This is a genomic window from Flavobacterium gelidilacus DSM 15343, from assembly GCF_000422685.1.
GTDB lineage: Bacteria > Bacteroidota > Bacteroidia > Flavobacteriales > Flavobacteriaceae > Flavobacterium > Flavobacterium gelidilacus.
The window spans coordinates 539619-564492 of record NZ_AUGN01000001.1; the positions used below are offsets into that span (position 1 = coordinate 539619).

A 24874-nucleotide genomic window follows, 5' to 3' on the forward strand; every position below is an offset into this window, starting at 1 on the left:
CTATGGAATGTATTTCAGTTTTTGATATGTTAAAAATTGGTGTTGGACCTTCAAGTTCGCACACACTTGGACCTTGGCGTGCAGCCGAACGCTTTTTAGGAGAATTAAGAGATAAAAATATGCTTGACGATATTAATCGTGTAAAAGTAGATTTATATGGTTCTCTTTCTTTAACAGGAAAAGGGCATGCAACAGATTTAGCTGTAATGCTCGGTTTAAGTGGTGGAGATCCAGAATATATTCCGGTTGAAAGTCTTGATGTAATTATTTCTGCTATAAAGAATAAGAAAGAAATTTTTCTTGGAAATGAAATTATTATTCCTTTTGATTTTGAAAAAGATATAGTTTTTAATCGTGAATTTTTACCTTTTCATGCTAATGGAATGAAATTCACCGCTTATACTTCAGAAGAAGAATATGAAACTATCTACTACTCTATTGGTGGTGGATTTGTTGTAGTTGAAGAACGAATAAATTCTATTAAAAATGAAGAAATAAAATGTTCTTTCCCTTTTAGAACTGACAATGCAACTGACTTATTAAAATTCTGTAATCAAGAAAATAAAAAAGTTTGGGAAATTGTTTATGAAAATGAAAAATCCATGCGTTCTGAAGAAGAAATTCATAATGAACTAATGCGTATTTGGGATACAATGCTTGAATGTATGTATATTGGATGTCATTCTGAAGGAACTTTACCTGGTGGATTAAATGTAAGAAGACGTGCTTATGACATGCATAAAAATTTAATTGGCGTGTTACCTTATACTGATCCTCATTCTTGGATGCAAGTCATAAGACAAACTGAAGTTAAATTTAGACAAATATTAAAATGGGTAAGCTGTTTTGCTTTATCTGTTAATGAAGTTAATGCTGCCTTAGGAAGAGTTGTAACGGCTCCAACTAATGGAAGTGCTGGAGTAATTCCTGCTGTTTTGATGTATTATTTGGTCATTGAAAACCATGAAGCGGGTGAAGAAGAAATCAAACAATTTTTAATGACAGCTGGTGAAATAGGCAGTATCTTTAAAAAAGGAGCTACAATTAGTGCTGCAATGGGAGGATGTCAGGCTGAAATTGGAGTTTCATCTGCAATGGCTGCTGCTGCATTATGTGAAGCAATGGGTGGAACACCTGAACAAGTATCGGTTGCTGCCGAAATCGCTATGGAACATCATCTAGGGTTGACTTGTGATCCAATTGGTGGTTTGGTTCAAGTGCCATGTATTGAAAGAAATACAATGGGTGCAATAAAAGCCATTAATGCTGCTGAATTAGCTTTAGAAACTGATGCCAAAAACGTAAAAGTGCCTTTAGATAAAGTAGTAAATACTATGTGGGAAACAGCAAAAGACATGAATACAAAATATAAAGAAACAAGCGAAGGTGGTTTAGCTGTTGCTGTAAATCTAGCTGATTGTTAAACTAAGTACATTTAAAAAAAGGTTAAATTACTTTATTCTTTCAATTGTAGTTATGCTAATTGGAATACTTTCAAGGAAAATTGATTTTATTCCATTGTTTATTGGTGATATACTGTATTCCGTTTTAATCTATTTTGGTTTTTGCTTTTTATTTCCAACAAAAAATAGAATTCTAGTGCTACTTTTTAGTATACTATTCTGCTTTACTATTGAAATTTCTCAATTAATTCAATGGAATTGGTTGTATAAAATCCGATCAACTACTTTGGGACATTATATATTAGGTAAAGGTTTCCTTTGGACAGATTTACTTTGTTATTCAATTGGTACAATTATAGCCTATATAATTGAATACAAGACTTATATAAATTAATTTCGTCTTCGTGTATCTATAATGTAAATAATTTGCCATTCTGTATTTTCCTTAAACAAAGTAAACGAATTAACTCCTTTATGACTTAAATTTCCATTTACATAGAATTCATAAGGTGTCCAAACGTGAGCTAAATTACCATCAATTTCAATTTTATAATCAAGTATTTTTTCTTCAATTTTAACTTCAACAGGAATTGCTGAGATAGAAACCAAAAAGGCCTTAAAATCATCAGTTTTAAGTTGATTTCCTTGTTTTGTTTTGAGAATAGTTTGAACTATAACATCTTTATAACATTGCTTTCTGATGGCTAATGTGTCTTTTGAATTTAGTCCCACAAAAAAATCATTTATTGTTTTTTGGACTTCTTTTTCTTGGGAAAAAATCAAACTTGAACTAAACACAACCATTATTGTAATAATTTTTTTCATCTTAAAATGTTTTAATGCATTAGTAAATTAATCACTAAATATGTTACAATTCCAGCTATATATCCAGCAATTGCAAGCGGCGTGATTTTTTTTAAATACCACAAAAAAGTCATTTTCTCCTTTTCCATAATAGCAATTCCAGATGCTGAACCAATTATTAACATACTTCCTCCAGTACCAGCGCATAGGGCAATAAATTCCCATAAACTATTATCGATAGGAAATTCGGTTAACGAGAACATTCCTTGTGTAGCTGCGACTAAACTACCATTATCAACTAATGAAGATAAAATTCCAATAGTGATAATCATAATATTATTGTTTGGCAAATGAGTTTCTAAAAATGTAGCTAAATGTGTTAAAACACGAACTTCTTGTAAGGCAAACACCATTAATAAAATTCCCATAAAATATAAAATCGAACTAACATCTACTTTGGAAAGTGCTGTTGCTACAGAATATTTATCTTTTTCTTCTTGTGGTTTTTTTCTGTGATAAACAATTGAAACCAATGAAACCATACTTAGTGAAACTAAAACACCAATAAAAGGTGGCAAACCAGTAACAGACTTTATTACAGGGACCAATAACAAGCCAATAACACCAGCTACAAAGACACTAAAACTCCCTTTCATTTTTTCTTCTTGCTTAGCTTCGGCCATTGAGATTTGAGCTCTTAAAACTGCAAATCCTTTCATTCTAAAACTCGCAATAACTAATGGGACTAACAAAACCATTATTGAAGGTAAAACTAAGACTTTTACAATTCCAAAAGCACTTACTTGACCACCAATCCATAACAAAGTTGTGGTAACATCCCCAATCGGACTAAATGCACCACCAGCATTTGCAGCTATTACGACAATTCCAGCTAAAGTCATTCGAACTTCACTTTTGGGCATTAATTTTCGTAAAAGTGTAACCATAATTATGGCTGTAGCTAAATTGTCTAGCATTGCAGATAATACAAAAGTCACAAAACCAACTATCCAAAGTAATTCTAAAACCGATTTTGTTCTTATTCTATGAGTAATAACTGTAAATCCTTTATGTAAATCAATTAACTCTACAATAGTCATTGCACCCAACAAAAAGATTAGTAAGCCTGAGATTTCACCAAAATAAGTGACTAATTTTTCTGAAATTATTGGAGCATTTCCTGGATTGAATATAGCTATAACTATCCAACACATGGCTCCAGTTAAAATCGCTGTTATGGTTTTATTAATTCGAATCGGAGATTCAAAAATCACAAATAGGTAGCCTAAAATAGCTACCATTAATAAAATTGGTATCATTTTTTTATTTTCTATAAAAACGAATAAATGTACTCTGTATTTATCAATTAGAATTGAAATAGTAAAAAAATATTTTATTATAATTTAAAAGAAATTTTGATTTACTACATTTGCTTAAATTATATACTATTTACTATGTCAGTTGCAAAGAAAGATTACAAAAGAATTACCACAAAATCATTAATTGAAATGAAAGCTAATGGAGAAAAAATCTCTATGCTAACGGCTTATGATTACACAATGGCCAAGATTGTTGATTCTGCTGGTGTTGATGTAATTCTTGTAGGTGATTCTGCAAGTAATGTAATGGCTGGTCACGAAACAACTTTACCAATTACACTAGATCAAATGATTTATCATGCATCAGGAGTTGTTAGAGCAATTGAACGATCGTTAGTTGTCGTAGATCTACCTTTTGGTAGTTATCAATCAGATCCTAAAGAAGCATTGCGTTCTGCTATTAGAATTATGAAAGAAAGTGGTGGACATGCTGTAAAATTAGAAGGTGGTTCTGAAATTAAAGAAAGTATAAAACGCATCTTAAATGCTGGAATTCCAGTTATGGGACATTTAGGACTTACACCTCAATCTATATATAAATTCGGAACTTACACGGTTAGAGCAAAAGAAGAGGAAGAAGCAGATAAACTAATTGAAGATGCTAAAATGCTTGAACGTGTTGGATGTTTTGCCTTAGTTTTAGAAAAAATCCCTGCTAAATTAGCCCAAAAAGTTGCAGAAAGTATCTCTATTCCAGTAATTGGAATTGGTGCAGGAAGTGGTGTTGATGGACAAGTTTTAGTATTACACGATATGATTGGAATGACACATGAATTCAGCCCAAGATTTTTAAGAAGATACATGAACTTATTCGAAGATATGACAGCAGCAATTGGACAATATGTTTCTGATGTAAAAGCAGTCGATTTTCCGAATGAAAATGAGCAATATTAATTCTGAATAAAAATTTAGAATTTAAAATAATGGCTGGAAAAATAATTTCTACAAAAGACAACCTTCAAATCCTTCATGAAGACAATCATATAATTGTGATTAATAAACGCGTAGGCGATATTGTTCAAGGTGATAAAACGGGTGACAAACCTTTATCTGAAGTTGTTAAAGAATACATTAAAGATAAATATAACAAACCAGGAGAAGTCTATTTAGGCGTTGTACATCGTTTAGATAGACCAACAACAGGAATTATTGTATTTGCTAAAACTTCCAAAGCATTAACTCGTTTAAATGAGTCATTTAAAAACAGAGAAACTCAAAAAACCTATTGGGCTGTTGTAAAAAATTTTCCTCCAAAAGATAAAGATACTTTGATTCATTTTCTAAAACGAAATCCTAAAAATAATACTTCAAAAGCACATACAAAAGAAGTTCCAGAAAGTAAAAAAGCTAGTTTAGATTATTCAATAATTAAAAAATTAGATAATTATTTTGCATTAGAAATTAATCTTCATACTGGAAGACATCATCAAATAAGAGCACAGTTAACAGCCATTGGTTGTCCTATAAAAGGTGATTTAAAATATGGCTTTGACAGAAGTAATCCTGATGGTGGAATTCATCTTCATGCTAGAAAATTAGTTTTGACTCATCCAGTAACAAAAGAAACAGTAACTTTTGAAGCTTCTGTTCCAAATGATGTCGTTTGGAAGGCTATTTAATTGTATTTCGTCGTATTAATGTTACTTTATAGTTTTATATTTGATTATCTCTCTTAAATATTAACAATTTTTTTTACATTTGTTTTAAGACTAAAATCTAAAATCTTATGCAAATAAAAAAAGTACTTTTGTTTTTATCGCTATTCATATTAAATTTGAGTTTCGCTCAAGAACATTTTTCGGGAATTAATATTTCAAGAAGAGTTGGAATACTAAATGCTTCTTTTAATCCAGCAGAAATGACAAATTTATCAAATACATATGAAGTAAATGTTTTTAACACTAGTTTAAATGTATCAAACAATAAAGTCAGCTTTGGTGATATTGTAAACTCTGATAAAGATATAGAAGACTTAATTTTTGATGGAAATGAAGCAGCTAATATGCGTTTAGATCTGCTCGTTAATGGTCCTTCTTTTGCAATGAAATATAATAAATGGGCTTTCGGAATCTCAACAAGTGCCGTGGCAAAAGCCAATATAATTGATGTTGATGTAAATTTAGGAAATGCATTAACCAATTCAGGCCTAAACTCTATTTTTGGAGCAACATCAGTTAGCAGTAACTACAATCAAAAAATTAATGCTGCAACATGGGGTGAAATTGGTCTATCGTTAGCACGTGATATTTATGACACAGACAAATATAAAGTTAGTGTAGGTACGAATATACGTTTACTTTTTCCGAGTTCTTATACAAATTTTGCTGCTGATAAGTTTAATGGAACAATTGTAAATACTGCTGGAAATCTTAGCTTAACAGATACACAAGCCAACTTAAATATCGCTTATTCAGGTCCTATTGCAGATGGTTTTACAGATGCAAACAATTTTAATGATTTCTTTAGCTCAGGAATTAATGGCTATGCAGTAGATTTAGGTGTAAATTTTAGAATTAAAGCTGCTGACAATCCAAAAGATTACAAGTTCAACTCGGGTTTATCTATCAAAAACATTGGTTCAATGACTTTTAAATCAGATAATAATGAATCTAGCAACTATAATTTAAACATTTCAAATACGCAATTTTTAGATTTAAATCAATTTGAAAATGTTGACAATATTAAAGATATCGAACAGATATTATTAAGCAGTGGTTATTTAACTAAGACTAATGATCAAAAAGATTTCACTATTAAATTACCTACATTGTTTACTGCATATGCAGATTTAAAATTAGCAGAACGTTTTTATGTAAGTGCCTTTACACAACAAAAATTAGTTGATGACAGTGACAATGATTTTTCTACAACACAAAATAGCATCACATTAACACCACGTTTTTCTGGTGAAAATTATGAAATATTTGTACCCCTTTCTGATAATGAAATTTCAGGGTTCACGGGTGGATTTGGTTTCAGATTAGGTGGTTTTTTCATGGGTTCTGGCTCAATTTTAACGGCTATGATTGACGACACAAAGCAAGCTGATGTCTATTTAGGATTTAGAATTGGATTTTAATTATATAAAAAATGAAAAATAAAATTGATTCAAAAATCCAAAACGGATATACTTTAGATACTGGTAGCCTAATTGACGAAAGTATTGCAACTTTTAAAAAGACATTTTTAATATCTGGTGTTGCTATGATATTATTAGGTATAATTTTTGCAATAATTTATGGAACACTATTTATTGTAATTTTTGGCTTTTCAGATTTGACTTCAACCATGACTCAAATACAAACCAGTCAATCTACAGCAATTGGTTTAATAATAACTATAATTATAACCGCAATAACAACTGGCTTCTTTGCTCCTGTTACTGCAGGATTTATTCATGCAAATCATTTAGCAAAAAACAATCAAGAAATTGGAATAAATATTTTCTTTGAATTTTATAAAAGTAAATTTTTCAAAGATATTTTCATGAGTTACATAATCATTGGATTAACGACAGGTATTTTAAATTCAGGTTTAGTATTATTAAATTTAGAAATTCTGAATTATTTTGTACAAGCTATTGTAGGGTTATTATCTGTATTCACATTACCCTTAATTATTTATGGCAATCAAAATTTTGAAAATGCAATAACTAAGAGCGTACAATTATTCTTTAAACAACCTATATTAATTTTTGTTGCCTTATTATTAGCTGTAATTGGAATGATTTTAGGAATATTTGCCCTTTGTATAGGGATTATATTCACTCTTCCTTATTATTATTCAATGGTATATGCTATTTATAATCAAGCAATTGGTTTTGAAGAAAAATCAGTAATTGACGAAATTGGACAAGAAGAAATTTAAAACAAAACATTATGAAATGGAAAAAACAATCAAGTGATTCATTTGAAGATAGACGTGGAATGTCTGGAGGTGGAAAAGCTGTCGTTGGTGGTGGTTTAATTGGAATTGTTATATTATTACTAAATATTTTTGGCGGTGAAACTGGACAAACCATTGGAAATGTTTTAGAACAAACTCAAGGTTCTCAAAATCAAACAGAACAAACACAAACAAGAGAGTTAACTGCTGCTGAAATAGAATTAGGTGAATTTGCAAAAGCTAATTTTGTTTATAATAACAAAACTTGGTCTAAAATATTTACTGAAAACAATATTGGGACTTACGAAGAACCAGGAATGGTTTTATTTTCTGATTCAGTAGAAACTGCTTGTGGTGGAGCAACTGCTGCTTCTGGCCCATTCTATTGCCCTGCTGATAGAAAAGTGTACATGGATTTAACTTTTTTTGAAGAACTTCGCACCCGTTTTGGAGCTAAAGGTGGTGATTTTGCCATTGCATATGTTATTGCACATGAAATGGGACATCACGTGCAAACTTTATTAGGTACTTCAGGAAAAGTGAGACAAGCACAACAAGGAAAAAGTCAAGCTCAAGCCAATAAATATTCTGTAGCTTTAGAATTACAAGCCGATTTTTATGCGGGATTATGGGCGCATTACAATAAAGATTTACTAGAAGCTGGTGATATTGAAGAAGCTTTAAGTGCTGCAAATGCAGTTGGTGATGATGCCATTCAGAGCAAAATGCAAGGTCATGTTAACCAAGAATCTTTTACGCACGGTTCGTCTGAGCAAAGAATGAAATGGTTTATGAAAGGGTATGAATCAGGTGACATAAAATTGCACGATACTTTTAAAGAGATTTTATAATTCAAACAAAACATCATAAATTAAAAGAGTTGCTTTTTGGTAACTCTTTTTTTATTAACTAATAAATTAAATATCCTGAATAATTTATCCCTAAAAATAGATGCTCCAGAATCAGACTATTTATATATTGAAAATTCTCAAATAATTAATGCTGGAAAAGGGTTATTTACTACAATTGAAATTTACAAATACGAAGTAATTTCAATTTTTAAAGGAGAAATCTTAACCGAAATTGAAGCTGAAAATCGGGTTCAAAATGATAATGATAAATACTTCATTAACATGATTGACGGAACAATTATGGATTCTATGCATATAGATTGTTTTGCTAAATATGCCAATGATGCTGAAGCTTTTGAAAATTCAGAATTCAAAAACAATGCAAAAATCACATTAGATGATGATGATAATGTATGTATTATGTCAACAAAAAACATCAAATCAAAAAGTGAAATTTTTTGTAGTTACGGAAAGCGATATTGGAAAAAACACATTTAATTTCAAATGTATTTTTCTATTTTAAATATTTTTTGTAATTTTGTTTAACTTTTTTAATTAAAAATTAAACAAATGATTATTTCTTCTAAAAAAGACTTTACAGAAATTGAAATTGACAGAATTATAGAAATGGCTTGGGAAGATAGAACTCCTTTTGAAGCCATTAAGTTTCAATTTGGTTTAAATGAATCTGATGTAAAAGTAATAATGAAAAAAGAACTCAAATTCAGTAGTTACAAATTGTGGCGAAAAAGAGTTGAAAATTGCAAAACTAAACATTTAGCAAAACGAGCAGAAGGTATTGATCGTTTCAAATGCAAATTACAAAGAGCTATAACAAACAATAAAATTTCTAAAAGATAAAAATGAAAAGTAAAATTCCTGACAATGTAGTTTTTTCTGAAGAAAATGGATACAATGCAAATATATTAGCTTATCCTACAAATGTTGGTGCACCAGCCATAAAAATTGATAATATTGTTGATTGGAAAAACAAAGGTGTTAGAAACGTAAATAAAGAATTTGAAAGTAAGTTCAACGAACTTAAAGTTCAATATGAAAAATTAATGCAAGAATTCGAATGGAATGATATTTTATACAATGCAAAATATTCATTTGAACCTATAATTGGAGAAATTTATCATTTATATTTAGCTGAGGATGGTTCTAATTTTTTATCTCTAATTTCTCCCGAGAGTTGGAATAAAGAACACATTGGATCATTCAAGTTAAATAGTAATAAAAAATGGGTTCATCTAGATCCAAAACAAGATAATTTTTTTGAATAATTTTAATGCCTTCAGTTAAAGCTGAAGGCATTTTTTTTTAGCCCAACCATCCATCTCTATCCAAACTTCTATATTGAATAGCTTCTCCAATATGATTAGAATTCACATTTTCAGAACCTTCCAAATCAGCAATAGTCCTAGCTACTTTTAAAATTCTATCATAAGCTCTTGCAGATAAATTCAAGCGTTCCATAGCAGTTTTTAGCATTTGCAAAGATGCTTCACTTAATTCACAATATTGTCTAACTTGTTTACTACTCATTTGAGCATTGTAATGCAAATTCTCAAAACTCTCGTACCGCAAAGACTGAATTTCTCTAGCTTTTGTAACTCTTTTTCGAATTTCAACACTAGATTCAGCTTTTCTAGTTTCTGTTAATTTTTCAAACGGAACTGGTGTGACTTCTATGTGAATATCTATTCTGTCTAACAATGGTCCAGAAATTTTACTCAAATAGCGTTGCATTTCCATTGGAGATGAAGTAACTGGTGCATCAGGATCATTAAAATATCCCCCTGGACTAGGATTCATACTAGCAACCAACATAAATGAAGATGGATATGTTATTGTAAATTTAGCTCTAGCAATCGTGACTTCTCTATCTTCTAAAGGCTGTCTCATTACTTCTAAAACTTCTCTCTTGAATTCTGGTAATTCATCTAAAAATAAAACTCCGTTGTGTGCTAAAGAAATTTCTCCTGGTTGTGGATAACTTCCACCACCAACTAACGAAACAGAACTTGCTGTATGATGTGGACTTCGAAAAGGACGTTGTGCCATCAATCCACCTTCTTTTGTCTTTCCGGCAACAGAATGAATTTTTGTGGTTTCCAAAGCTTCTTTCATAGTCATTGGCGGCAAAATACTTGGTAATCGTTTGGCTAACATAGTTTTTCCTGAACCAGGTGGTCCAATTAAAATAATATTATGTCCACCAGCCGCAGCAATTTCCATACAACGTTTAATGGATTCTTGTCCTTTCACATCAGAAAAATCAAATTCAGGAAATTCTAATGTTTTAGAAAACTCTACTTCGGTATCAATTACTGTTGGTTCTATTGTGCCTCTTCCTTCAAAGAAATCAATAATTTGCATTACATTTTCAATTCCGTAAACATCTAGTCCTTCGACTATAGCGGCTTCTTTAACATTTTGAATTGGCAGAAACAATCCTTTAAACCCTTCTTCTTTAGCTTTTATGGCAATAGACAAAGCTCCTTTTATGGGTTGTAATCCTCCATCAAGAGACAATTCTCCCATAATTACATATTCAGATAAGGTTTCTGCTTTTATTTGATAAGAAGCAACGAGAATTCCGACTGCTAATGTTAAGTCATAAGCAGAACCTTCTTTACGCAAATCGGCTGGAGCCATATTTATCGTAATCTTTTTTCCGGGAAGTTCGTAGTTATTATTTTTAAGTGCAGCAGCAATTCGGTAACTGCTTTCTTTTATGGCGGAATCTGGTAATCCTACTAAATGATATCCTATTCCTTTATCAATGTTTACCTCTACGGTAATGGTTGTGGCTTCAACGCCAAAGACAGCGCTTCCAAAGACTTTTACTAACATGGCTTATATTTTTATTTAAATGGCTTATACAGATACAAATATCCAAAAAATAATTTGAATTTTCCAAATATTTAATTCAGTTTTTTTATCCAAAATATGAATTCCCTATAATTTTCTTACCTTTGCATAATTATTTTGAAAATAAGACGGTTCTATAAGAACCTTCTAATGATTTTAATCTTAAATCAATCTCATTTTCATCTTTTGCAAGGTTTTGCATCTTGTCTTTTGGAAAAATTCCATCGTAGACAATTAATCTAAAATAGTAAAGAATGCACGCAATAGATTATTTAATCTTTGTGGTCTACATGATAGCAATGCTTGGTGTAGGCTTTTATTTTTACAGAAAAAACACATCCTCCGAAGATTTTTACGTTAGTGGACGAAACATGAGTAGTTGGCACATTGGCTTATCCGTTGTGGCAACTGATGTTGGTGGTGGATTTTCAATTGGACTAGGTGGATTGGGTTTCACCATGGGAATTTCGGGTTCATGGATGTTATTTACAGGACTTATTGGTGCTTGGTTAAGTGCCGTTTTCTTAATTCCGAAAGTGAGCAAATTAGGACATCAACATAAATTCTTCACCTTTCCACAAATATTCAATCATTTTTACAACGGAAAAGTAGCTTTATTAGCCGGAATTATCTCTGCTATTGGTTACATTGGATTTACCAGTTCTCAAGTTTTAGCTGGAGCCAAATTAGCTTCTGCCACAATTGACGGATTAGATTTACAATGGGCCTTAGTAGTCATGGGAGCAATTGCGGTAGTTTATACTGCTGTTGGTGGTTTAAAAGCTGTAATTTATACAGATACCATTCAATGGATAATTTTAATTGTTGGTTTAGTTTTCATCGGAATTCCAATAGCTTATAATGCTGTAGGAGGTTATGATGTTATCAAAGCAACGTTAGCTCCAGAATATTTATCCTTAACCAATGTCTCTTGGCATCAAATGCTAAATTGGGCAGTGACTATTATTCCCATTTGGTTTATTGGTATGACTTTATACCAACGAATTTATGCTTGTAAAGACGAAAAAGAAGCGAAAAAAGCTTGGTTCATTGCAGGTTTATTCGAATGGCCAATAATGGCTTTTATGGGAGTAATTCTTGGAATGTTAGCTAAAGTAGCTGCAACACAAGGAATGTTTGATGGCATAACAGATGCTTCAACAATGGATAGCGAAATGGGATTACCTATTTTATTAAGCACAATTTTACCAATTGGTTTAATGGGATTAATGCTTTCATCTTACTTCTCAGCAATTCTATCAACAGCAGATAGTTGTTTAATGGCAGCTTCTGGAAATATTGTTACAGATATTATTTCAAAATTTTATAAAAAAGAATTAACGCAGAAAAAATTATTACAATTATCGCAAATCGTAACGCTTATGGTAGGTGTTTTTGCCATTCTTTTAGCTTCACAAATGCAAAATGTATTAGAATTGATGCTTTACTCCTACGCTTTCATGGTGTCTGGTTTATTTGTACCGGTTCTTGGAGCTTTATTTTGGCATAAAAGCAATCCTATTGCCGCTTTTTGGAGTATGCTTTTAGGTGGCTCGACTACGATTGGATTAATTCTTTCTAACAACAAATTACCGTTTAACATAAATTTACCTGAACATTTAGATGCCAATATATTCGGAATTAGCGTATCTTTAATCACATTTATTTTACTATCAAATTATCATCATAAAAAAAATAACAATGGAATTTAAAATTATTAATCCAGCAACTGGAGAAAACTCAACTTATACACATCAAATTATCGCTAATTTTCTATTTACACATTTAGAACAATATGGTGATAAAGTGGAAGACATCTTAAAATGCATCGATTACGCAATGAATCCTGCTAAAGGAGGAAATATAATCGTTGGTTTAGAACAAGATAAAATTGTAGGTGTTGTAATCTTAAACAATACGGGAATGAAAGACTTTATTCCAGAAAACATCTTAGTTTATATTGCTGTTGATAACAGTCAACGTGGAAAAGGATTTGGTAAAAAACTAATGCAAAAAGCGATTGATACTGCAGAAGGAAATATTGCTTTACACGTTGAACCAGACAATCCAGCAAAAGGTTTATATGAAAAATTAGGCTTTACCAATAAATATTTGGAAATGCGTTTAAATAAATAGAAAATTGAAAGATTGAAAGATTGAAAAAAACTTAATGTCTCTTAATATCTTAATGGTTAAAAAAGAAAAAAATTGAACGAACTTATTCAATTAAGACAAGAATTACACAAACATCCAGAAGTTTCGGGAAATGAATCTAAAACTGCCCAAAGAATTTTAGATTTTCTAGCGAAATACAAACCCAATCAAGTAATTAAAAATCTTGGTGGTGTTGGTATTTTGGCAATTTACAAAGGAAAAGAAGACGGAAAATCAATCTTATTTCGATGTGAATTAGATGCTTTACCAATTCAGGAAATTAATGAGTTTGATTACAAATCACTTTACGAAGGAGTTTCTCATAAATGCGGACACGATGGTCATATGGCTATTTTGTGTGGAATGGTAAAAACCTTACACGAAAACCCTTTAGAAAAAGGAACAGTAATGCTTCTTTTTCAGCCGGCAGAAGAAGATGGTAATGGTGCAAAAAGAGTCATAAACGATTCAAATTTTGCTGCCATAAAACCTGATTTTGCGTTCGCATTACACAATCTTCCGGGTTATAAAAAACATCAAATTGTCATAAAAGAAAATACGTTTACTTGTGCTGTAAATAGCATGATTATTCAATTAGAAGGAAAAACATCGCACGCTGGTGAACCTGAAAACGGAATCAATCCTGCTTTAGCTATAGCTGAAATTACTACGTTTTTCAATTCAAAAATAAATACGGATGTAGCTTCAAAAAACTATTGTCTTATCACTCCTATTCATATTAATATGGGTGAAAAAGCTTACGGAGTTTCTGCTGGTTATGGTGAAATTCACTTTACTGTAAGAAGTAATAGCAATTCTCAAATGAGAATTATTGAATCTGATTTAGAAGAAAACGTAAAAGAAATTGCTTCTAAATTTAATTTGAAAACAAAAATCGATTGGACACAAAGTTTTCAAGCCAATGAAAATAATGTTGAAGCTGTAAATTTCATTAGAAAATCAGCTTCAATTCTAAATTTAGATACTCTAGAAAAAGAACTTCCTTTTACTTTTGGAGAAGATTTCGGGTTATTTACTCAAAATTTTAAAGGAGCAATGTTGGGCTTAGGTTCAGGAGAAAACACACCAGCGTTACACAATCCTGATTATGATTTTCCAGATGAAATAATACAAACTGGAGTACAATTATTCCATCAAATTACAAAAGAAATTTTAAATGCATAGAAATTCTATCATAGAAATAAATCAGAAAGCTTATCAAAATAATCTCGCATTTTTAAAAAAAATGTTAGGTAAAAAAGTAATCTTTTCTTCAGTCGTTAAAGGAAATGCTTATGGTCATGGAATCAAAGAATTTGTGACAATGGCGTATCAAAGTGGTGTAAATCATTTTTCGGTTTTTGATGTTGAAGAAGCTAAAATTGTATTTGAAACTTTAGGTAACAAAGTAACCATTATGATTATGGGATTTGTAGCCGATGATGATTTACCTTGGGTCATTGAAAATGAAATTCAATTTTTCGTATTTGAACGTTATCGTTTGGCTTCAGCAACAAAAATAGCCAAAAAATTAAAAACAAAAGCAAAAATTCATATTGAAATTGAAACTGGAATGAACCGAACTGGTTTTTCTAAAAAAGAACTTTCAAGATTGGCAAAATATTTAATTAAAGAGGCAAAATATCTTGATTTTGTTGGAATTTGTACTCATTATGCTGGAGCTGAAAGTATTTCAAACTATTATAGAGTCGAAAATCAAATTAAACGATTTAATGAAGCTATAGAAATTTTCAAATCACACGGAATTGAAGCTAAAATCAAACACACAGCGTGTTCAGCTGCTTCCATGATGTTTCCAGAAACGCAAATGGATTTAGTTAGAATAGGTATTTTACAATATGGTTTATGGCCAAGTTCTGAAGTTTTGGTAACTTACCTTAATTCTAAAAAGAAAAAAACAGATCCATTACAACGCGTAATTTCATGGAAAAGTGAAATTATGAATGTAAAACGAGTGAAATCAGGTGAATTTATTGGTTATGGTACAAGTTATATGGCTAAAGAAAACATGAAAATTGCAACTATTCCATTAGGATATTCTCATGGATATAGTCGTTCTTTGAGCAATCAAGGTCGCGTTTTAATTGACGGAAAACGTTGTGGTGTTATTGGAACAATCAATATGAATATGTTATCATTAGATGTATCTGAAATCGAACATATTAAAAAAGGGGATGAAGTCATTTTAATAGGAAATCAAGGAGATTTATCTATTTCTGTTTCTTCTTTTGGAGAATTAAATAATTTATTGAATTATGAGTTTTTATCCCGAATTTCAAAATCTATTCCTAGAAAAATAATTGAATAATGGCATTTTTAAAATTATACAGACAAAAATTAAAAGAAAATTATACTTTTCTTGATACGCTTTTTAAAGAGCGACATATCGAATGGGGCGTTGTAACAAAGCTACTTTGTGGAAATACTATTTATCTAAAAGAAGTAATTGATTTAGGTGTAATGGAAATGCATGATTCTCGAATTAGTAATTTAAAGAAAATCAAAAAACTAAAACCAGAGATTCAAACGGTTTACATCAAACCGCCTTCAAAACTGAATATTGAAAAAATCGTAAAGTATGCTGATGTAAGTTTCAATACTGAAATTTATACCATCAAACTTTTATCAGAAGAAGCCAAACGTCAAAACAAAACCCATAAAATTATCATTATGATAGAAATGGGAGATTTGCGTGAAGGAGTTTTGGGTGAAGAACTAATGTCTTTTTATGAGCAAATTTTTAGTTTACCAAATATTAAGATTAGTGGAATTGGTACAAATCTAAACTGTTTAAGCGGTGTAATGCCAACACAAGATAAATTAATTCAATTGAGTTTATACAAGCAACTAATTGAAGCCAAATTTAATGTAAAAATTCCATGGGTTTCTGGTGGAACTTCTGTGGCTATTCCTTTAATGCTTAAAAATGCTAGACCTATGGCTGTAAATCATTTTCGTGTAGGTGAAGCTCTGTTTTTTGCAAAAGATTTGTTCACTGGTGAAACTATTGAAGGAATGCATAATGATGTCTTTAAATTATATGCAGAAATCATTGAAATTACAGAAAAACCTAATAACCCAACAGGTGAATTAGGAGAAAATGTAGCGGGTCACACTTATGAAATAGATGAAAATGCAGATTTAAGTCAAACTTCTTTAAGAGCCATTTTAGATTTTGGTTTATTAGATATGCAACCTCAATATTTATCACCAACAGATGATTCGATTACTATAATTGATTCTAGTTCTGATATGACTGTTATTGATATTAGCAATGCAAAAAACAAATACAAAATGGGTGATTTAGTTTCTTTTGACTTACAATACATGGGTGCATTATATCTTCTAAATTCAGATTACATTGAAAAGAGAGTGGAATAAAAAGTATAGTATATTTTACTTTTTGTTAAATTTATTTGTCTATATGTAAAATATACTTTACATTTGAAAAATAATTTTAATCACATATCTTATGAAAACACGTTTCCTTTTTCCGAACAGCTTTAAAACTCTAGGTTGGGTTTTATTAGTTCCAAGTTTACTATTAATAATCTCTAGTTCCATTTTTAATGTTTCTACTGATGATTATATAACTGTAAGCGTTTTTGCCATTTATCAAGAAACATTAGGAGAAACTCCTGGTTTTTTTGATGTAATTACCAATAGTATTTCAGATGAATTATTAACTTTTGGAATGATTCTAGGTGGAGTTTTTATTGGATTTTCTAAACTTAAAGAAGAAGATGAAATGATATCGAAAATTAGATATGAAAGCTTAGTTTGGGCTACATATCTTAATTATGGTTTAATTCTGTTTTTTGCCTTATTTATTTACGGAATGCCTTACCTAAATGTACTATTTTACAATATGTTTACTTTACTTCTATTCTTCATCATACGTTTTCATTACATGATCTACAAACTAAATAAAACCAATCAAGATGACGAATAATTTAAAGGTTTTAAGAGCCATCAAAAGCATTTCGCAAGAAGAATTGGCCAAACAAATAGAAGTCAGCCGACAAACCATAAACGCTATGGAAAAAGGAAAATATGTTCCTTCTACGCTATTGGCTTTAAAATTAGCAAGGTATTTTGATAAGCCTGTAGAAGAAATATTTACTTTAGAAGAAACAGATTAATAAAAAAGACCTAACAGGTTTCAAAAACCTGTTAGGTCAACTATAAACAAATGTATATATTTTATACTTGATTTTATTTCTTAAAAGCTGCTAAACCTTCATTTAACCAAGATTTATATTCTTCAAGATCTGGTGTATATCCAACTGGTTTTGTTAAATCTTTACCTTCATCATCTAAGATAATATAATAAGGTTGAGCGTTATTTTGATATCTTGTAATTTGATAGTCACTCCATTTATTTCCTACAGTAACAATTTCTTTTCCTGTTTCTGGAGAAATATATTGATCTGCTTTTGGTAATTCTGCTTTTGAATCAACATATAATGAAATCAAGACAAACTCTTCTTTCAACATGGGCAAAATTTCTGGTGTTGACCAAACGAAATCTTCCATTTTTCTACAGTTTACACAAGCATATCCAGTAAAGTCTAATAATATTGGTTTTCCAACTTCTTTTGCATAAGCTAATCCTTGTTCATAATCATGAAAAGCTACAATTCCATGTGGTCCTTTGTGAGCGTGCTCTGGTAAAGCTGAAATTTCTCCGACATTTCCTTCAAACTTATAACCTACTCCATTTGGACTTTCACTGTAAGTCATTGGCGGTGGAAATCCTGAAATTAATTTTAAAGGTGCTCCCCAAAGTCCTGGAATTAAATAGACTGTGAAAAACGAAACTAATAAAGCTAAAAATAATCTTCCAACTGAAATATGTGATAAAGGACTATCATGAGGTAAGGTTAATTTTCCGAATAAATATAAAGCCCAAGCTGCAAAAATTACTATCCAAATTGCTAAAAAGACTTCTCTTTCTAACCAATGCGCTTGTAACACTAAATCGGCATTAGATAAAAATTTGAAAGCTAAAGCTAATTCTAAAAATCCTAAAGAAACTTTAACCGTATTTAACCAACCACCTGATTTTGGTAATGAATTCATCCATCCAGGAAAAGCTGCAAATAAAGCAAAAGGTAAAGCTATAGCTAAAGAAAAACCTAACATTCCAACAATTGGTCCTATTTGACTTCCTCCAGCTGCTGCTTGAACTAATAACGTTCCTACAATTGGTCCAGTACAGGAAAACGAAACAATTGCTAAGGCTAATGCCATAAAGAAAATACCTAAAAGTCCACCTCTATCTGCTTGTGAATCTACTTTATTAGCCCATTTGTTTGGTAACATAATTTCAAATGCTCCTAAGAAAGAGGCAGCAAAAACCAATAAAAGAATGAAGAATATAATGTTAAACCATACGTTTGTTGACAAGGCATTTAAGGCATCAGCTCCAAATACTAAACTTACTAAAACTCCTAAAAGTAAATAAATTACAACAATAGAAAGTCCATAAATAACGGCATTTCTAAAACCAGCAGCTTTAGTTTTACTTTGCTTGGTAAAGAAACTCACTGTCATTGGTATCATTGGAAACACACAAGGCGTTAACAAAGCGGCAAAACCACCTACAAACGCTAAAAAGAAAATTGTCCATAAACCTTTTTTCTCTTCATCTTCAGGTTTATCTGTTGTTGTTTCTTTTGTTTTAATTGTTTCTTTTGTTTCAGAAACGTTTGTTACAATTACATCAGTTGAATCATTATCATTAGAAGTTACTTCAACTGGGACAACTGCTCCTATTGGCTCATCTTTTCTAACTTCTTCAACTTTTTCAGTTACTTTAATTGCAGGTAATTTGAAAGTCAAGTTATCCTCTTCTTGAATACATTTTCCTTCAATACAAGATTGCCCTTCTAAAAGCACTTTAATCTCTTTTAAATTTGGGTTTGTAACCTTTATTAATTGAGTGAATGTTGCTTTTTTAGAAAAATAATATTCATCAACTTCAAAAATATCATTGTATGTTTTTTTGTATTGACTTTCTTTGGTCTTTCCAATTAATTTAAAGTCTTTTCCACTTGCTTTAAAGGTAAAAACCAAAGGTTGTGCTCCACCGTCTGGTGTAAATTGTGAATACATATGCCAATCGGTATCGATGGCTGCTTCCATTACTAATTCAAATTCTGTGTCTGATTTTTGAACGACTTTTGATTTCCATTTGACTGGATCTAATATTTGTGAATTTCCAATAAAGGAAACTAAAAATACTAAACTTAAAAGAATTTTCTTCATTATTTTGTTTCTAGTTTTATTATGTTTTTTGTTTTGTTGTTTGCAATGAATCTTTCGTCTGCTCTGTGATTTATAATCCAAATAATCGCATCATTTGAACAAAGTAACCATTGATTTTGTTTATCAATTAGTGAGAATTTTTCATCTTTAAAATATTTGCTGACTTTCTTTTTACCGTTCATTCCTGATGGATAAAAAAAATCTCCTTCTTGCCATTTACGAATGACTAAAGGAAATGTTAGCTTTTCTTCGTCAACAAATATAGTTGTATTTGAAAGATTAGAAATGTCATCTACCTTACTTATTGCCAATTTTAAGGGTTTTTTAACTTCTAAGACCTCTTTTTCAATTTTATATATATTTTGATTATCCTTCTGATTTTTCTCAGAAACAATCAAATAATCTCTATCTTTTAATAACAAATAATGTTCTGAAAAAACCTGTTTTCCAGATTGTGCATTAACTAAATCATAAATATCTTCCCAAGCCGAAAATCCTAAAGGTTTCAACCATTGAAAAAGATAAGCTTCATAATTTTGTAGTTGCTTTAATTCGGAAATATTAATTTTTTTTTGATTTTCTTCTTCCTGAACTACTTTTCTGTAAACAATTCGAGAAGCATCATCAACCAAAGACTGACTTTGTTTTAAATTATCCAAAGTGTTTTGAAACGAATGCATAAAACTTGGATTCAATTCTTTTAAGATTGGAACTACATCATGTCTTAATTTATTTCGCAAATATTTACTAGAAGCATTACTAGAATCTTCTCTCCATTTTATATTTTTCTCTTTAGCAAAAGTTTCAATTTGTTCTCTTGAAAATTTTAATAAAGGACGAATTGTTTTTTCATTTTTAGCTGGAATTCCGGTTAAACCTTCTAAGCCAGTTCCACGAGTTAAATTGATTAAAAACGTTTCAATTTCGTCATCCAAATGATGAGCTGTTAAAACATAATCTAATTTTTTATTCGTTAAAAGTTCAGAAAACCAATCATAACGTAATTTTCGAGCTGCTAATTGAATGGAAAGTTTATAATCATAAGCAAATCCATTAGTATCAAATTTCTGACTATAATAGGGAATTTTTAAAGCTTCAGAAGTTGACTTCACAAATTCTTCATCAGCATCACTTTCAACATTGCGTAAGCTAAAATTACAATGAGCAACAGTAATATCAAATTTTAATTCATGAAATAAATGCAATAAAACCATACTGTCAATTCCACCACTTATGGCCAAAAGAAGTTTTTTTTCTTTTAGATAAGGAAACTGTTTTTGAAGTTGGTTTTGTAATTTATTTATCATTTATTTATCATTTATTTTATTAATTTCCAGGAAACTACATTAGCATCTGTTCTAAATTTATTTTCTGTTCCTGCATAAACTAACGTTTTTGACTTGATTTCGTCTTTTGCTAATTTTTCAAAATAGTTTAATCCTTTAAAAACTTCTGGCAATATTGTTTCCGTAGCTTTTATTTCGACAATGTCAATTTTTTCATCATCGTGAATAATTAAATCTACTTCGTTTCCTGCAGAATCTCTCCAAAAATAAAAATCTTTTCCTTGATTTTTGTGATAATTCTGTTTTAAATATTCCATTATTACCATATTTTCAAACAAATGCCCTTTAAACTTATGTGTAACAAGTTGTTCCTCTTTTTTAAACTTTAGTAAATGGCACAACAAACCAGTATCATAAAAGTACAATTTAGGGCTTTTCATAGTTCTCTTATCAAAATTTTTATGATAAGGTTGTAACAAATAAATAATATAACTTGTTTCCAAAAGTGTTAGCCAAGATTTTGCCGTTGGTTGCGTAATATTACAATCATTTGCTAAAGAATTCAGGTTTAATAAACTTCCAGCTCTTGAGGCACATAATGAAATAAAAGCTCTAAAAGCTTTCATATCTCTAATGTTTACAAGCTCTGTAATGTCTCGTTCTACATAAGTTTGAATATAATTATTATAAAACGAATGTGAAGGAATATCTCTATCATAAATAGCCGGATAAAAACCTTTTATCATTGTTGTAATGAAATTTTCAGATAATAAATTGGCATTTTTTAATTCAATAATATCAAACGGAAGCAATTTAAAAAGTGCTACTCTGCCTGCCAAACTTTGTGTAATACTTTTTACTAAATGAAAATTTTGAGAACCTGACAATATATATTGTCCCATAATTTTTGATTCATCTACTATGGTTTGTAAATAGGAGAATAATTCAGGTTCACGTTGAGCTTCATCAAAAATACAATAGGTGTTATATTCTCGAAAAAAACCATCTGGATCATTCGTGAAAAAACGTCTTATACTTGGGTTTTCAAAACTTATGTATTTATAGTTTGGAAATAATTCTTTTAATAAAGTTGTTTTACCTGATTGTCTTGGTCCAGTTATAGCAACTATTGGATATTTTTCTTTTAAAAAATTTATTTCGTGAATAATATTTCTTATAACAGCCATAATGTTCTAATTATTAAGCAAATGTATAAGTTTATTTTGAATATACAAAGATTTTATTATGTAATAACACAAAATATATTTTAAATATACATATCTATTAGTTTGAAATTACATATATTTTATTTTGAATATACATACTATTTATTTTGAAATTACATACTTTTTTTGTTGCTTAATAACCTAATAAATAACAACTTATAAAGAATCATCAACCAAAACCTCAAACATCGCTTGAGCCTTTAGAAGACATTCTTCATATTCTTTCTCAGGAATTGATAGAGAAGTTATAGCACTTCCGACAGAAAAAGATAAATATTGATTTGATGAATTGTATAAAATACTTCGAATTACAACATTAAAATCGAAATCTCCATTTGGTGTAAAATATCCTACTGCTCCACTATATAATCCGCGTTTTGTCTCTTCTAATTCTTCAATGATTTTCATCGCTGATATTTTTGGGGCACCAGTCATGCTTCCCATTGGAAAAGTAGATTTTATAATTTGGATAGGTGAAGTTGTATTTTCTACATTTGAAACTACTGTAGAAATCATTTGATGGACTTGTTTAAATGTATAAACTTGACATAATTCTTCTACTTGAACGCTTCCTTTTGTGGCTGTGTGTGATAAATCATTACGAACTAAATCAACAATCATTATATTTTCTGAACGTTCTTTAGCATCTTTAGATAAATTAACTTTAAGCTCTTCATCTAATTCCATATCAAAACTACGTTTTGCAGTTCCTTTTATAGGTTGTGATATGATTTTTGTATCTACCTTTTTCAAATACCGTTCTGGTGAAGCTGATATCAAAAAAATATCTTTATTCTTAAAATAAACGGCAAAAGGTGGTTCTGAAATTTCGTTTAAATCGTTATAAACTTGTGATGGATTAATTTGAACATCTTTAGCAAAAAATTCCATGCAAAAGTTTGCTTCATAAATATCACCACGATGAATGTAGTCTAACATTTTAGAAACTTTTTCAATATATTTTTCTTTGGAAACTCTTTGTTGAATATTTATTTCTTGCAAATTCTCGAATTCGAAAAGTTCTTGTAAATTAATTTCATTAAAGTCATCTTCTACCTCATCATCACACATATTAAGATATTGAATTTCTAATTGATTTCCTTTTAAAAAAAATAATTTCTTAGGTTGAAAAAAATATAAATCAGGAAATTGTAATCCATCAAAATTTTTAGATTTTAAATCTTCTATGTCATTTTTTAAATCATAAGACATATAACCAAATAACCAATCTTTCATTCGGGATTGATATTCATATAAATCTTCGAAAACATTGGTATAATCAGTTACAATTGAGGTAAAAGCATCAACAGCTAAAACTAAATCATAACTTGAATATTTTGAATTTTGATTGTAATTGACATTCGAATCTAAAAAAGTTATTTCTCTAAACTGTTGTGACCAATTTAAAAGTTGTTTTTTAAAAGCATTAGGATTGTCTATTTGTTTAAATATAGAAGTTCTCAAGGATTGTTGTTTTGAATTTCAAAAATACGATAAAATTATTTTGTCTATTCATAACTCTTGAAAATTATTGGCATGATTTTTAGTTATACAAATCATCATTAATTTACTAAAATTCATTTTCTATTGATAATAAAACTACTTATTCCTTAAAATTTAAAATAATTATCAATAACTTTTAAAAGATGAATTTATGAACAAAAGAGTAATCGTTGTATTAGCATTATTAGTAGTTGGTTTTGCTATTTCTTGTAAACAATCACAAGAAAGTACTGAAGAATCCTCGATGGAATCAAATTATGATGCTGTTGAAAAAAGTGAAGCAGTTTCGTCCTCAGCTGCAAAAGTTGACCCAAAAAGTAATCGGAAATTTGTTAGAACAGCTGATATTAAGTTTAAAGTCAAGAATGTGGCAAAATCAACAAATCAAATTGAAGATGCAACCGTTAAATTTGGAGGTTTTGTGACTTACACTAACTTGCAAAGCACTATTTTAGAGGAAGACAAAACTAAAATGAGTCAAGATAGTACTTTGGTTTCTACAAAATATCTAGTTGAAAATGATATTACGATTCGAGTTCCAAATACGCAATTAGACACTGTTATTAAAACTATTGCCAAGCAAATTCATTTTCTAAATTATAGAGTTATTAAAGCTGATGATGTTACCCTTCAAATGTTATCCAACAAAATGGCTCAAAAAAGAAGCGATTCATCTGAAAAAAGAGTAGCCAATTCAATTGATACTAAAGGAAAGAAGTTAAATCAAATTATTGAAGCCGAAAATACTTTAGATGATAAAAAAGAACAAAATGATGCTAACAAACTGCAAAATTTATCTTTAGATGATCAGGTTAATTTTAGTACTTTAACACTTCAAATTTATCAAGATGAAACTATAACGCAAGAAATGGTTGCTAATGAAAAAAGTTTAAATTCATACAGACCAAATATTGGATTACAAATTTGGGAAAGCTTAAAAAGTGGTTGGTTTATTCTTGAAAATATTTTAGCTTTCTTAGTTTCACTTTGGCCTTTTTTCTTGATTGGATTTTTAGGTTTCTTAGGTTATAAGAAGTTTTTGAAAAAATAACTTATATAAATGACAAAAGTCCCGTTTGCACGGGACTTTCTATATTGCAGGAAATTTCTATATTTTTTTAAACCAATTAAATAAATACTATGAAAACTGCAATAATTTATATTTTAAAGCACAATAACTGTACCATTTGAATCATTTTCGTTATTTAAACGACA

25 protein-coding genes are annotated in these 24874 nt (G+C 30.0%); 18 read left to right on the forward strand and 7 right to left on the reverse strand.

Features of this window, described 5'->3' with window-relative positions; translation table 11 throughout:
- Positions 1–2: 2 nt before the first annotated feature.
- Positions 3–1424: an L-serine ammonia-lyase gene (locus tag G507_RS0102460; RefSeq protein ID WP_026716001.1), complete on the forward strand. Its 1422-nt coding sequence runs from the start codon at positions 3–5 to the stop codon at positions 1422–1424.
- Positions 1425–1476: 52 nt separating this feature from the next.
- Positions 1477–1797, forward strand: coding sequence for a ribosomal maturation YjgA family protein (locus G507_RS0102465; protein WP_051191456.1), 321 nt, complete (start codon positions 1477–1479; stop codon positions 1795–1797).
- On the opposite strand, the gene G507_RS0102470 is transcribed toward G507_RS0102465, so the two are convergent.
- Positions 1794–2228 (reverse strand): 3-methyl-2-oxobutanoate hydroxymethyltransferase, encoded by a 435-nt coding sequence (locus G507_RS0102470; protein WP_026716003.1) that lies wholly within the window; start codon positions 2226–2228, stop codon positions 1794–1796. The two genes, G507_RS0102465 and G507_RS0102470, sit on opposite strands and share 4 nt — an antisense overlap.
- Positions 2229–2239: 11 nt before the next feature.
- Entirely contained in the window at positions 2240–3526 is a 1287-nt protein-coding gene (gene nhaD / locus G507_RS0102475) for a sodium:proton antiporter NhaD (RefSeq protein ID WP_026716004.1), read from the reverse strand.
- Between the two features lie 135 nt (positions 3527–3661).
- Here nhaD and panB point away from each other — a divergent pair, with 135 nt between their 5' ends.
- From panB to G507_RS0102515, 8 genes are all read left to right on the forward strand, one after another.
- Entirely contained in the window at positions 3662–4480 is an 819-nt protein-coding gene (gene panB / locus G507_RS0102480) for a 3-methyl-2-oxobutanoate hydroxymethyltransferase (RefSeq protein WP_026716005.1), read from the forward strand.
- A gap of 29 nt (positions 4481–4509) precedes the next feature.
- Entirely contained in the window at positions 4510–5205 is a 696-nt protein-coding gene (locus G507_RS0102485) for an RluA family pseudouridine synthase (RefSeq protein WP_026716006.1), read from the forward strand.
- 107 nt (positions 5206–5312) lie between these two features.
- Positions 5313–6665, forward strand: coding sequence for a hypothetical protein (locus tag G507_RS0102490; protein WP_245575586.1), 1353 nt, complete (start codon positions 5313–5315; stop codon positions 6663–6665).
- Positions 6666–6676: 11 nt separating this feature from the next.
- Positions 6677–7453: a hypothetical protein gene (locus G507_RS0102495; protein WP_026716008.1), complete on the forward strand. Its 777-nt coding sequence runs from the start codon at positions 6677–6679 to the stop codon at positions 7451–7453.
- 11 nt (positions 7454–7464) lie between these two features.
- The gene (gene ypfJ, locus G507_RS0102500; RefSeq protein WP_026716009.1) at positions 7465–8322 is read left to right on the forward strand and encodes a KPN_02809 family neutral zinc metallopeptidase; all 858 of its coding nucleotides are present in this window, start codon (positions 7465–7467) and stop codon (positions 8320–8322) included.
- 36 nt (positions 8323–8358) lie between these two features.
- Positions 8359–8820, forward strand: a complete 462-nt coding sequence (locus G507_RS0102505) for an SET domain-containing protein-lysine N-methyltransferase (RefSeq protein ID WP_245575587.1) — start codon at positions 8359–8361, stop codon at positions 8818–8820.
- Positions 8821–8892: 72 nt separating this feature from the next.
- Positions 8893–9183, forward strand: coding sequence for a TIGR03643 family protein (locus G507_RS0102510; RefSeq protein ID WP_026716011.1), 291 nt, complete (start codon positions 8893–8895; stop codon positions 9181–9183).
- A 2-nt stretch (positions 9184–9185) separates the two neighbouring features.
- The gene (locus tag G507_RS0102515; protein ID WP_026716012.1) at positions 9186–9608 is read left to right on the forward strand and encodes a DUF2452 domain-containing protein; all 423 of its coding nucleotides are present in this window, start codon (positions 9186–9188) and stop codon (positions 9606–9608) included.
- 37 nt (positions 9609–9645) lie between these two features.
- Here G507_RS0102515 and G507_RS0102520 read toward each other — a convergent pair whose 3' ends face one another.
- Entirely contained in the window at positions 9646–11181 is a 1536-nt protein-coding gene (locus G507_RS0102520; protein WP_026716013.1) for a YifB family Mg chelatase-like AAA ATPase, read from the reverse strand.
- A gap of 272 nt (positions 11182–11453) precedes the next feature.
- Here G507_RS0102520 and G507_RS0102530 point away from each other — a divergent pair, with 272 nt between their 5' ends.
- The 7 genes from G507_RS0102530 to G507_RS0102560 all read left to right on the forward strand — a co-directional run bounded on the left by G507_RS0102530 (position 11454) and on the right by G507_RS0102560 (position 17516).
- Entirely contained in the window at positions 11454–12911 is a 1458-nt protein-coding gene (locus G507_RS0102530) for a sodium:solute symporter family protein (RefSeq protein ID WP_026716014.1), read from the forward strand.
- Positions 12901–13335 carry a GNAT family N-acetyltransferase gene (locus G507_RS0102535; RefSeq protein ID WP_026716015.1) on the forward strand — a complete coding sequence of 145 codons (435 nt, stop codon included), beginning with the start codon at positions 12901–12903 and terminating at the stop codon, positions 13333–13335. Before G507_RS0102530 ends, G507_RS0102535 begins: the two co-directional genes overlap by 11 nt.
- A gap of 72 nt (positions 13336–13407) precedes the next feature.
- Positions 13408–14538 carry an amidohydrolase gene (locus G507_RS0102540; RefSeq protein ID WP_026716016.1) on the forward strand — a complete coding sequence of 377 codons (1131 nt, stop codon included), beginning with the start codon at positions 13408–13410 and terminating at the stop codon, positions 14536–14538.
- Positions 14531–15682, forward strand: a complete 1152-nt coding sequence (gene alr / locus G507_RS0102545; protein ID WP_026716017.1) for an alanine racemase — start codon at positions 14531–14533, stop codon at positions 15680–15682. The genes G507_RS0102540 and alr overlap by 8 nt, the downstream gene beginning before the upstream one ends.
- Positions 15682–16755: an alanine/ornithine racemase family PLP-dependent enzyme gene (locus G507_RS0102550; protein WP_026716018.1), complete on the forward strand. Its 1074-nt coding sequence runs from the start codon at positions 15682–15684 to the stop codon at positions 16753–16755. The genes alr and G507_RS0102550 overlap by 1 nt, the downstream gene beginning before the upstream one ends.
- Before the next feature lie 91 nt (positions 16756–16846).
- Positions 16847–17326, forward strand: coding sequence for a hypothetical protein (locus G507_RS0102555; RefSeq protein ID WP_026716019.1), 480 nt, complete (start codon positions 16847–16849; stop codon positions 17324–17326).
- Entirely contained in the window at positions 17316–17516 is a 201-nt protein-coding gene (locus tag G507_RS0102560) for a helix-turn-helix transcriptional regulator (protein WP_026716020.1), read from the forward strand. The genes G507_RS0102555 and G507_RS0102560 overlap by 11 nt, the downstream gene beginning before the upstream one ends.
- A gap of 73 nt (positions 17517–17589) precedes the next feature.
- Here G507_RS0102560 and G507_RS0102565 read toward each other — a convergent pair whose 3' ends face one another.
- From G507_RS0102565 to G507_RS0102580, 4 genes are all read right to left on the reverse strand, one after another.
- Positions 17590–19644: a protein-disulfide reductase DsbD family protein gene (locus tag G507_RS0102565; RefSeq protein ID WP_026716021.1), complete on the reverse strand. Its 2055-nt coding sequence runs from the start codon at positions 19642–19644 to the stop codon at positions 17590–17592.
- Complete coding sequence (tilS, locus tag G507_RS0102570) at positions 19644–20951, reverse strand: tRNA lysidine(34) synthetase TilS (protein ID WP_026716022.1); 1308 nt, start codon at positions 20949–20951, stop codon at positions 19644–19646. Before tilS ends, G507_RS0102565 begins: the two co-directional genes overlap by 1 nt.
- 11 nt (positions 20952–20962) lie before the next feature.
- Positions 20963–22117 carry an ATP-binding protein gene (locus G507_RS0102575; RefSeq protein ID WP_026716023.1) on the reverse strand — a complete coding sequence of 385 codons (1155 nt, stop codon included), beginning with the start codon at positions 22115–22117 and terminating at the stop codon, positions 20963–20965.
- A gap of 195 nt (positions 22118–22312) precedes the next feature.
- Positions 22313–23620: an anthranilate synthase component I family protein gene (locus tag G507_RS0102580; RefSeq protein ID WP_035665420.1), complete on the reverse strand. Its 1308-nt coding sequence runs from the start codon at positions 23618–23620 to the stop codon at positions 22313–22315.
- A gap of 190 nt (positions 23621–23810) precedes the next feature.
- On the opposite strand from G507_RS0102580, the gene G507_RS0102585 reads away from it, so the two are divergent.
- Complete coding sequence (locus tag G507_RS0102585) at positions 23811–24710, forward strand: DUF4349 domain-containing protein (RefSeq protein WP_026716025.1); 900 nt, start codon at positions 23811–23813, stop codon at positions 24708–24710.
- Positions 24711–24874 lie beyond the last annotated feature (164 nt).

Excerpts from the sequence above, each read along its gene's own strand:
- G507_RS0102460 (WP_026716001.1), top strand. The coding sequence starts at position 3 with ATGGAATGTATTTCAGTTTTTGATATGTTAAAAATTGGTGTTGGACCT.
- G507_RS0102465 (WP_051191456.1), top strand. The coding sequence starts at position 1,477 with ATGCTAATTGGAATACTTTCAAGGAAAATTGATTTTATTCCATTGTTT.
- G507_RS0102470 (WP_026716003.1), bottom strand. The coding sequence starts at position 2,228 with ATGAAAAAAATTATTACAATAATGGTTGTGTTTAGTTCAAGTTTGATT.
- nhaD (WP_026716004.1), bottom strand. The coding sequence starts at position 3,526 with ATGATACCAATTTTATTAATGGTAGCTATTTTAGGCTACCTATTTGTG.
- panB (WP_026716005.1), top strand. The coding sequence starts at position 3,662 with ATGTCAGTTGCAAAGAAAGATTACAAAAGAATTACCACAAAATCATTA.
- G507_RS0102485 (WP_026716006.1), top strand. The coding sequence starts at position 4,510 with ATGGCTGGAAAAATAATTTCTACAAAAGACAACCTTCAAATCCTTCAT.
- G507_RS0102490 (WP_245575586.1), top strand. The coding sequence starts at position 5,313 with ATGCAAATAAAAAAAGTACTTTTGTTTTTATCGCTATTCATATTAAAT.
- G507_RS0102495 (WP_026716008.1), top strand. The coding sequence starts at position 6,677 with ATGAAAAATAAAATTGATTCAAAAATCCAAAACGGATATACTTTAGAT.
- ypfJ (WP_026716009.1), top strand. The coding sequence starts at position 7,465 with ATGAAATGGAAAAAACAATCAAGTGATTCATTTGAAGATAGACGTGGA.
- G507_RS0102510 (WP_026716011.1), top strand. The coding sequence starts at position 8,893 with ATGATTATTTCTTCTAAAAAAGACTTTACAGAAATTGAAATTGACAGA.
- G507_RS0102515 (WP_026716012.1), top strand. The coding sequence starts at position 9,186 with ATGAAAAGTAAAATTCCTGACAATGTAGTTTTTTCTGAAGAAAATGGA.
- G507_RS0102520 (WP_026716013.1), bottom strand. The coding sequence starts at position 11,181 with ATGTTAGTAAAAGTCTTTGGAAGCGCTGTCTTTGGCGTTGAAGCCACA.
- G507_RS0102530 (WP_026716014.1), top strand. The coding sequence starts at position 11,454 with ATGCACGCAATAGATTATTTAATCTTTGTGGTCTACATGATAGCAATG.
- G507_RS0102535 (WP_026716015.1), top strand. The coding sequence starts at position 12,901 with ATGGAATTTAAAATTATTAATCCAGCAACTGGAGAAAACTCAACTTAT.
- alr (WP_026716017.1), top strand. The coding sequence starts at position 14,531 with ATGCATAGAAATTCTATCATAGAAATAAATCAGAAAGCTTATCAAAAT.
- G507_RS0102550 (WP_026716018.1), top strand. The coding sequence starts at position 15,682 with ATGGCATTTTTAAAATTATACAGACAAAAATTAAAAGAAAATTATACT.
- G507_RS0102555 (WP_026716019.1), top strand. The coding sequence starts at position 16,847 with ATGAAAACACGTTTCCTTTTTCCGAACAGCTTTAAAACTCTAGGTTGG.
- G507_RS0102560 (WP_026716020.1), top strand. The coding sequence starts at position 17,316 with ATGACGAATAATTTAAAGGTTTTAAGAGCCATCAAAAGCATTTCGCAA.
- G507_RS0102565 (WP_026716021.1), bottom strand. The coding sequence starts at position 19,644 with ATGAAGAAAATTCTTTTAAGTTTAGTATTTTTAGTTTCCTTTATTGGA.
- tilS (WP_026716022.1), bottom strand. The coding sequence starts at position 20,951 with ATGATAAATAAATTACAAAACCAACTTCAAAAACAGTTTCCTTATCTA.
- G507_RS0102575 (WP_026716023.1), bottom strand. The coding sequence starts at position 22,117 with ATGGCTGTTATAAGAAATATTATTCACGAAATAAATTTTTTAAAAGAA.
- G507_RS0102585 (WP_026716025.1), top strand. The coding sequence starts at position 23,811 with ATGAACAAAAGAGTAATCGTTGTATTAGCATTATTAGTAGTTGGTTTT.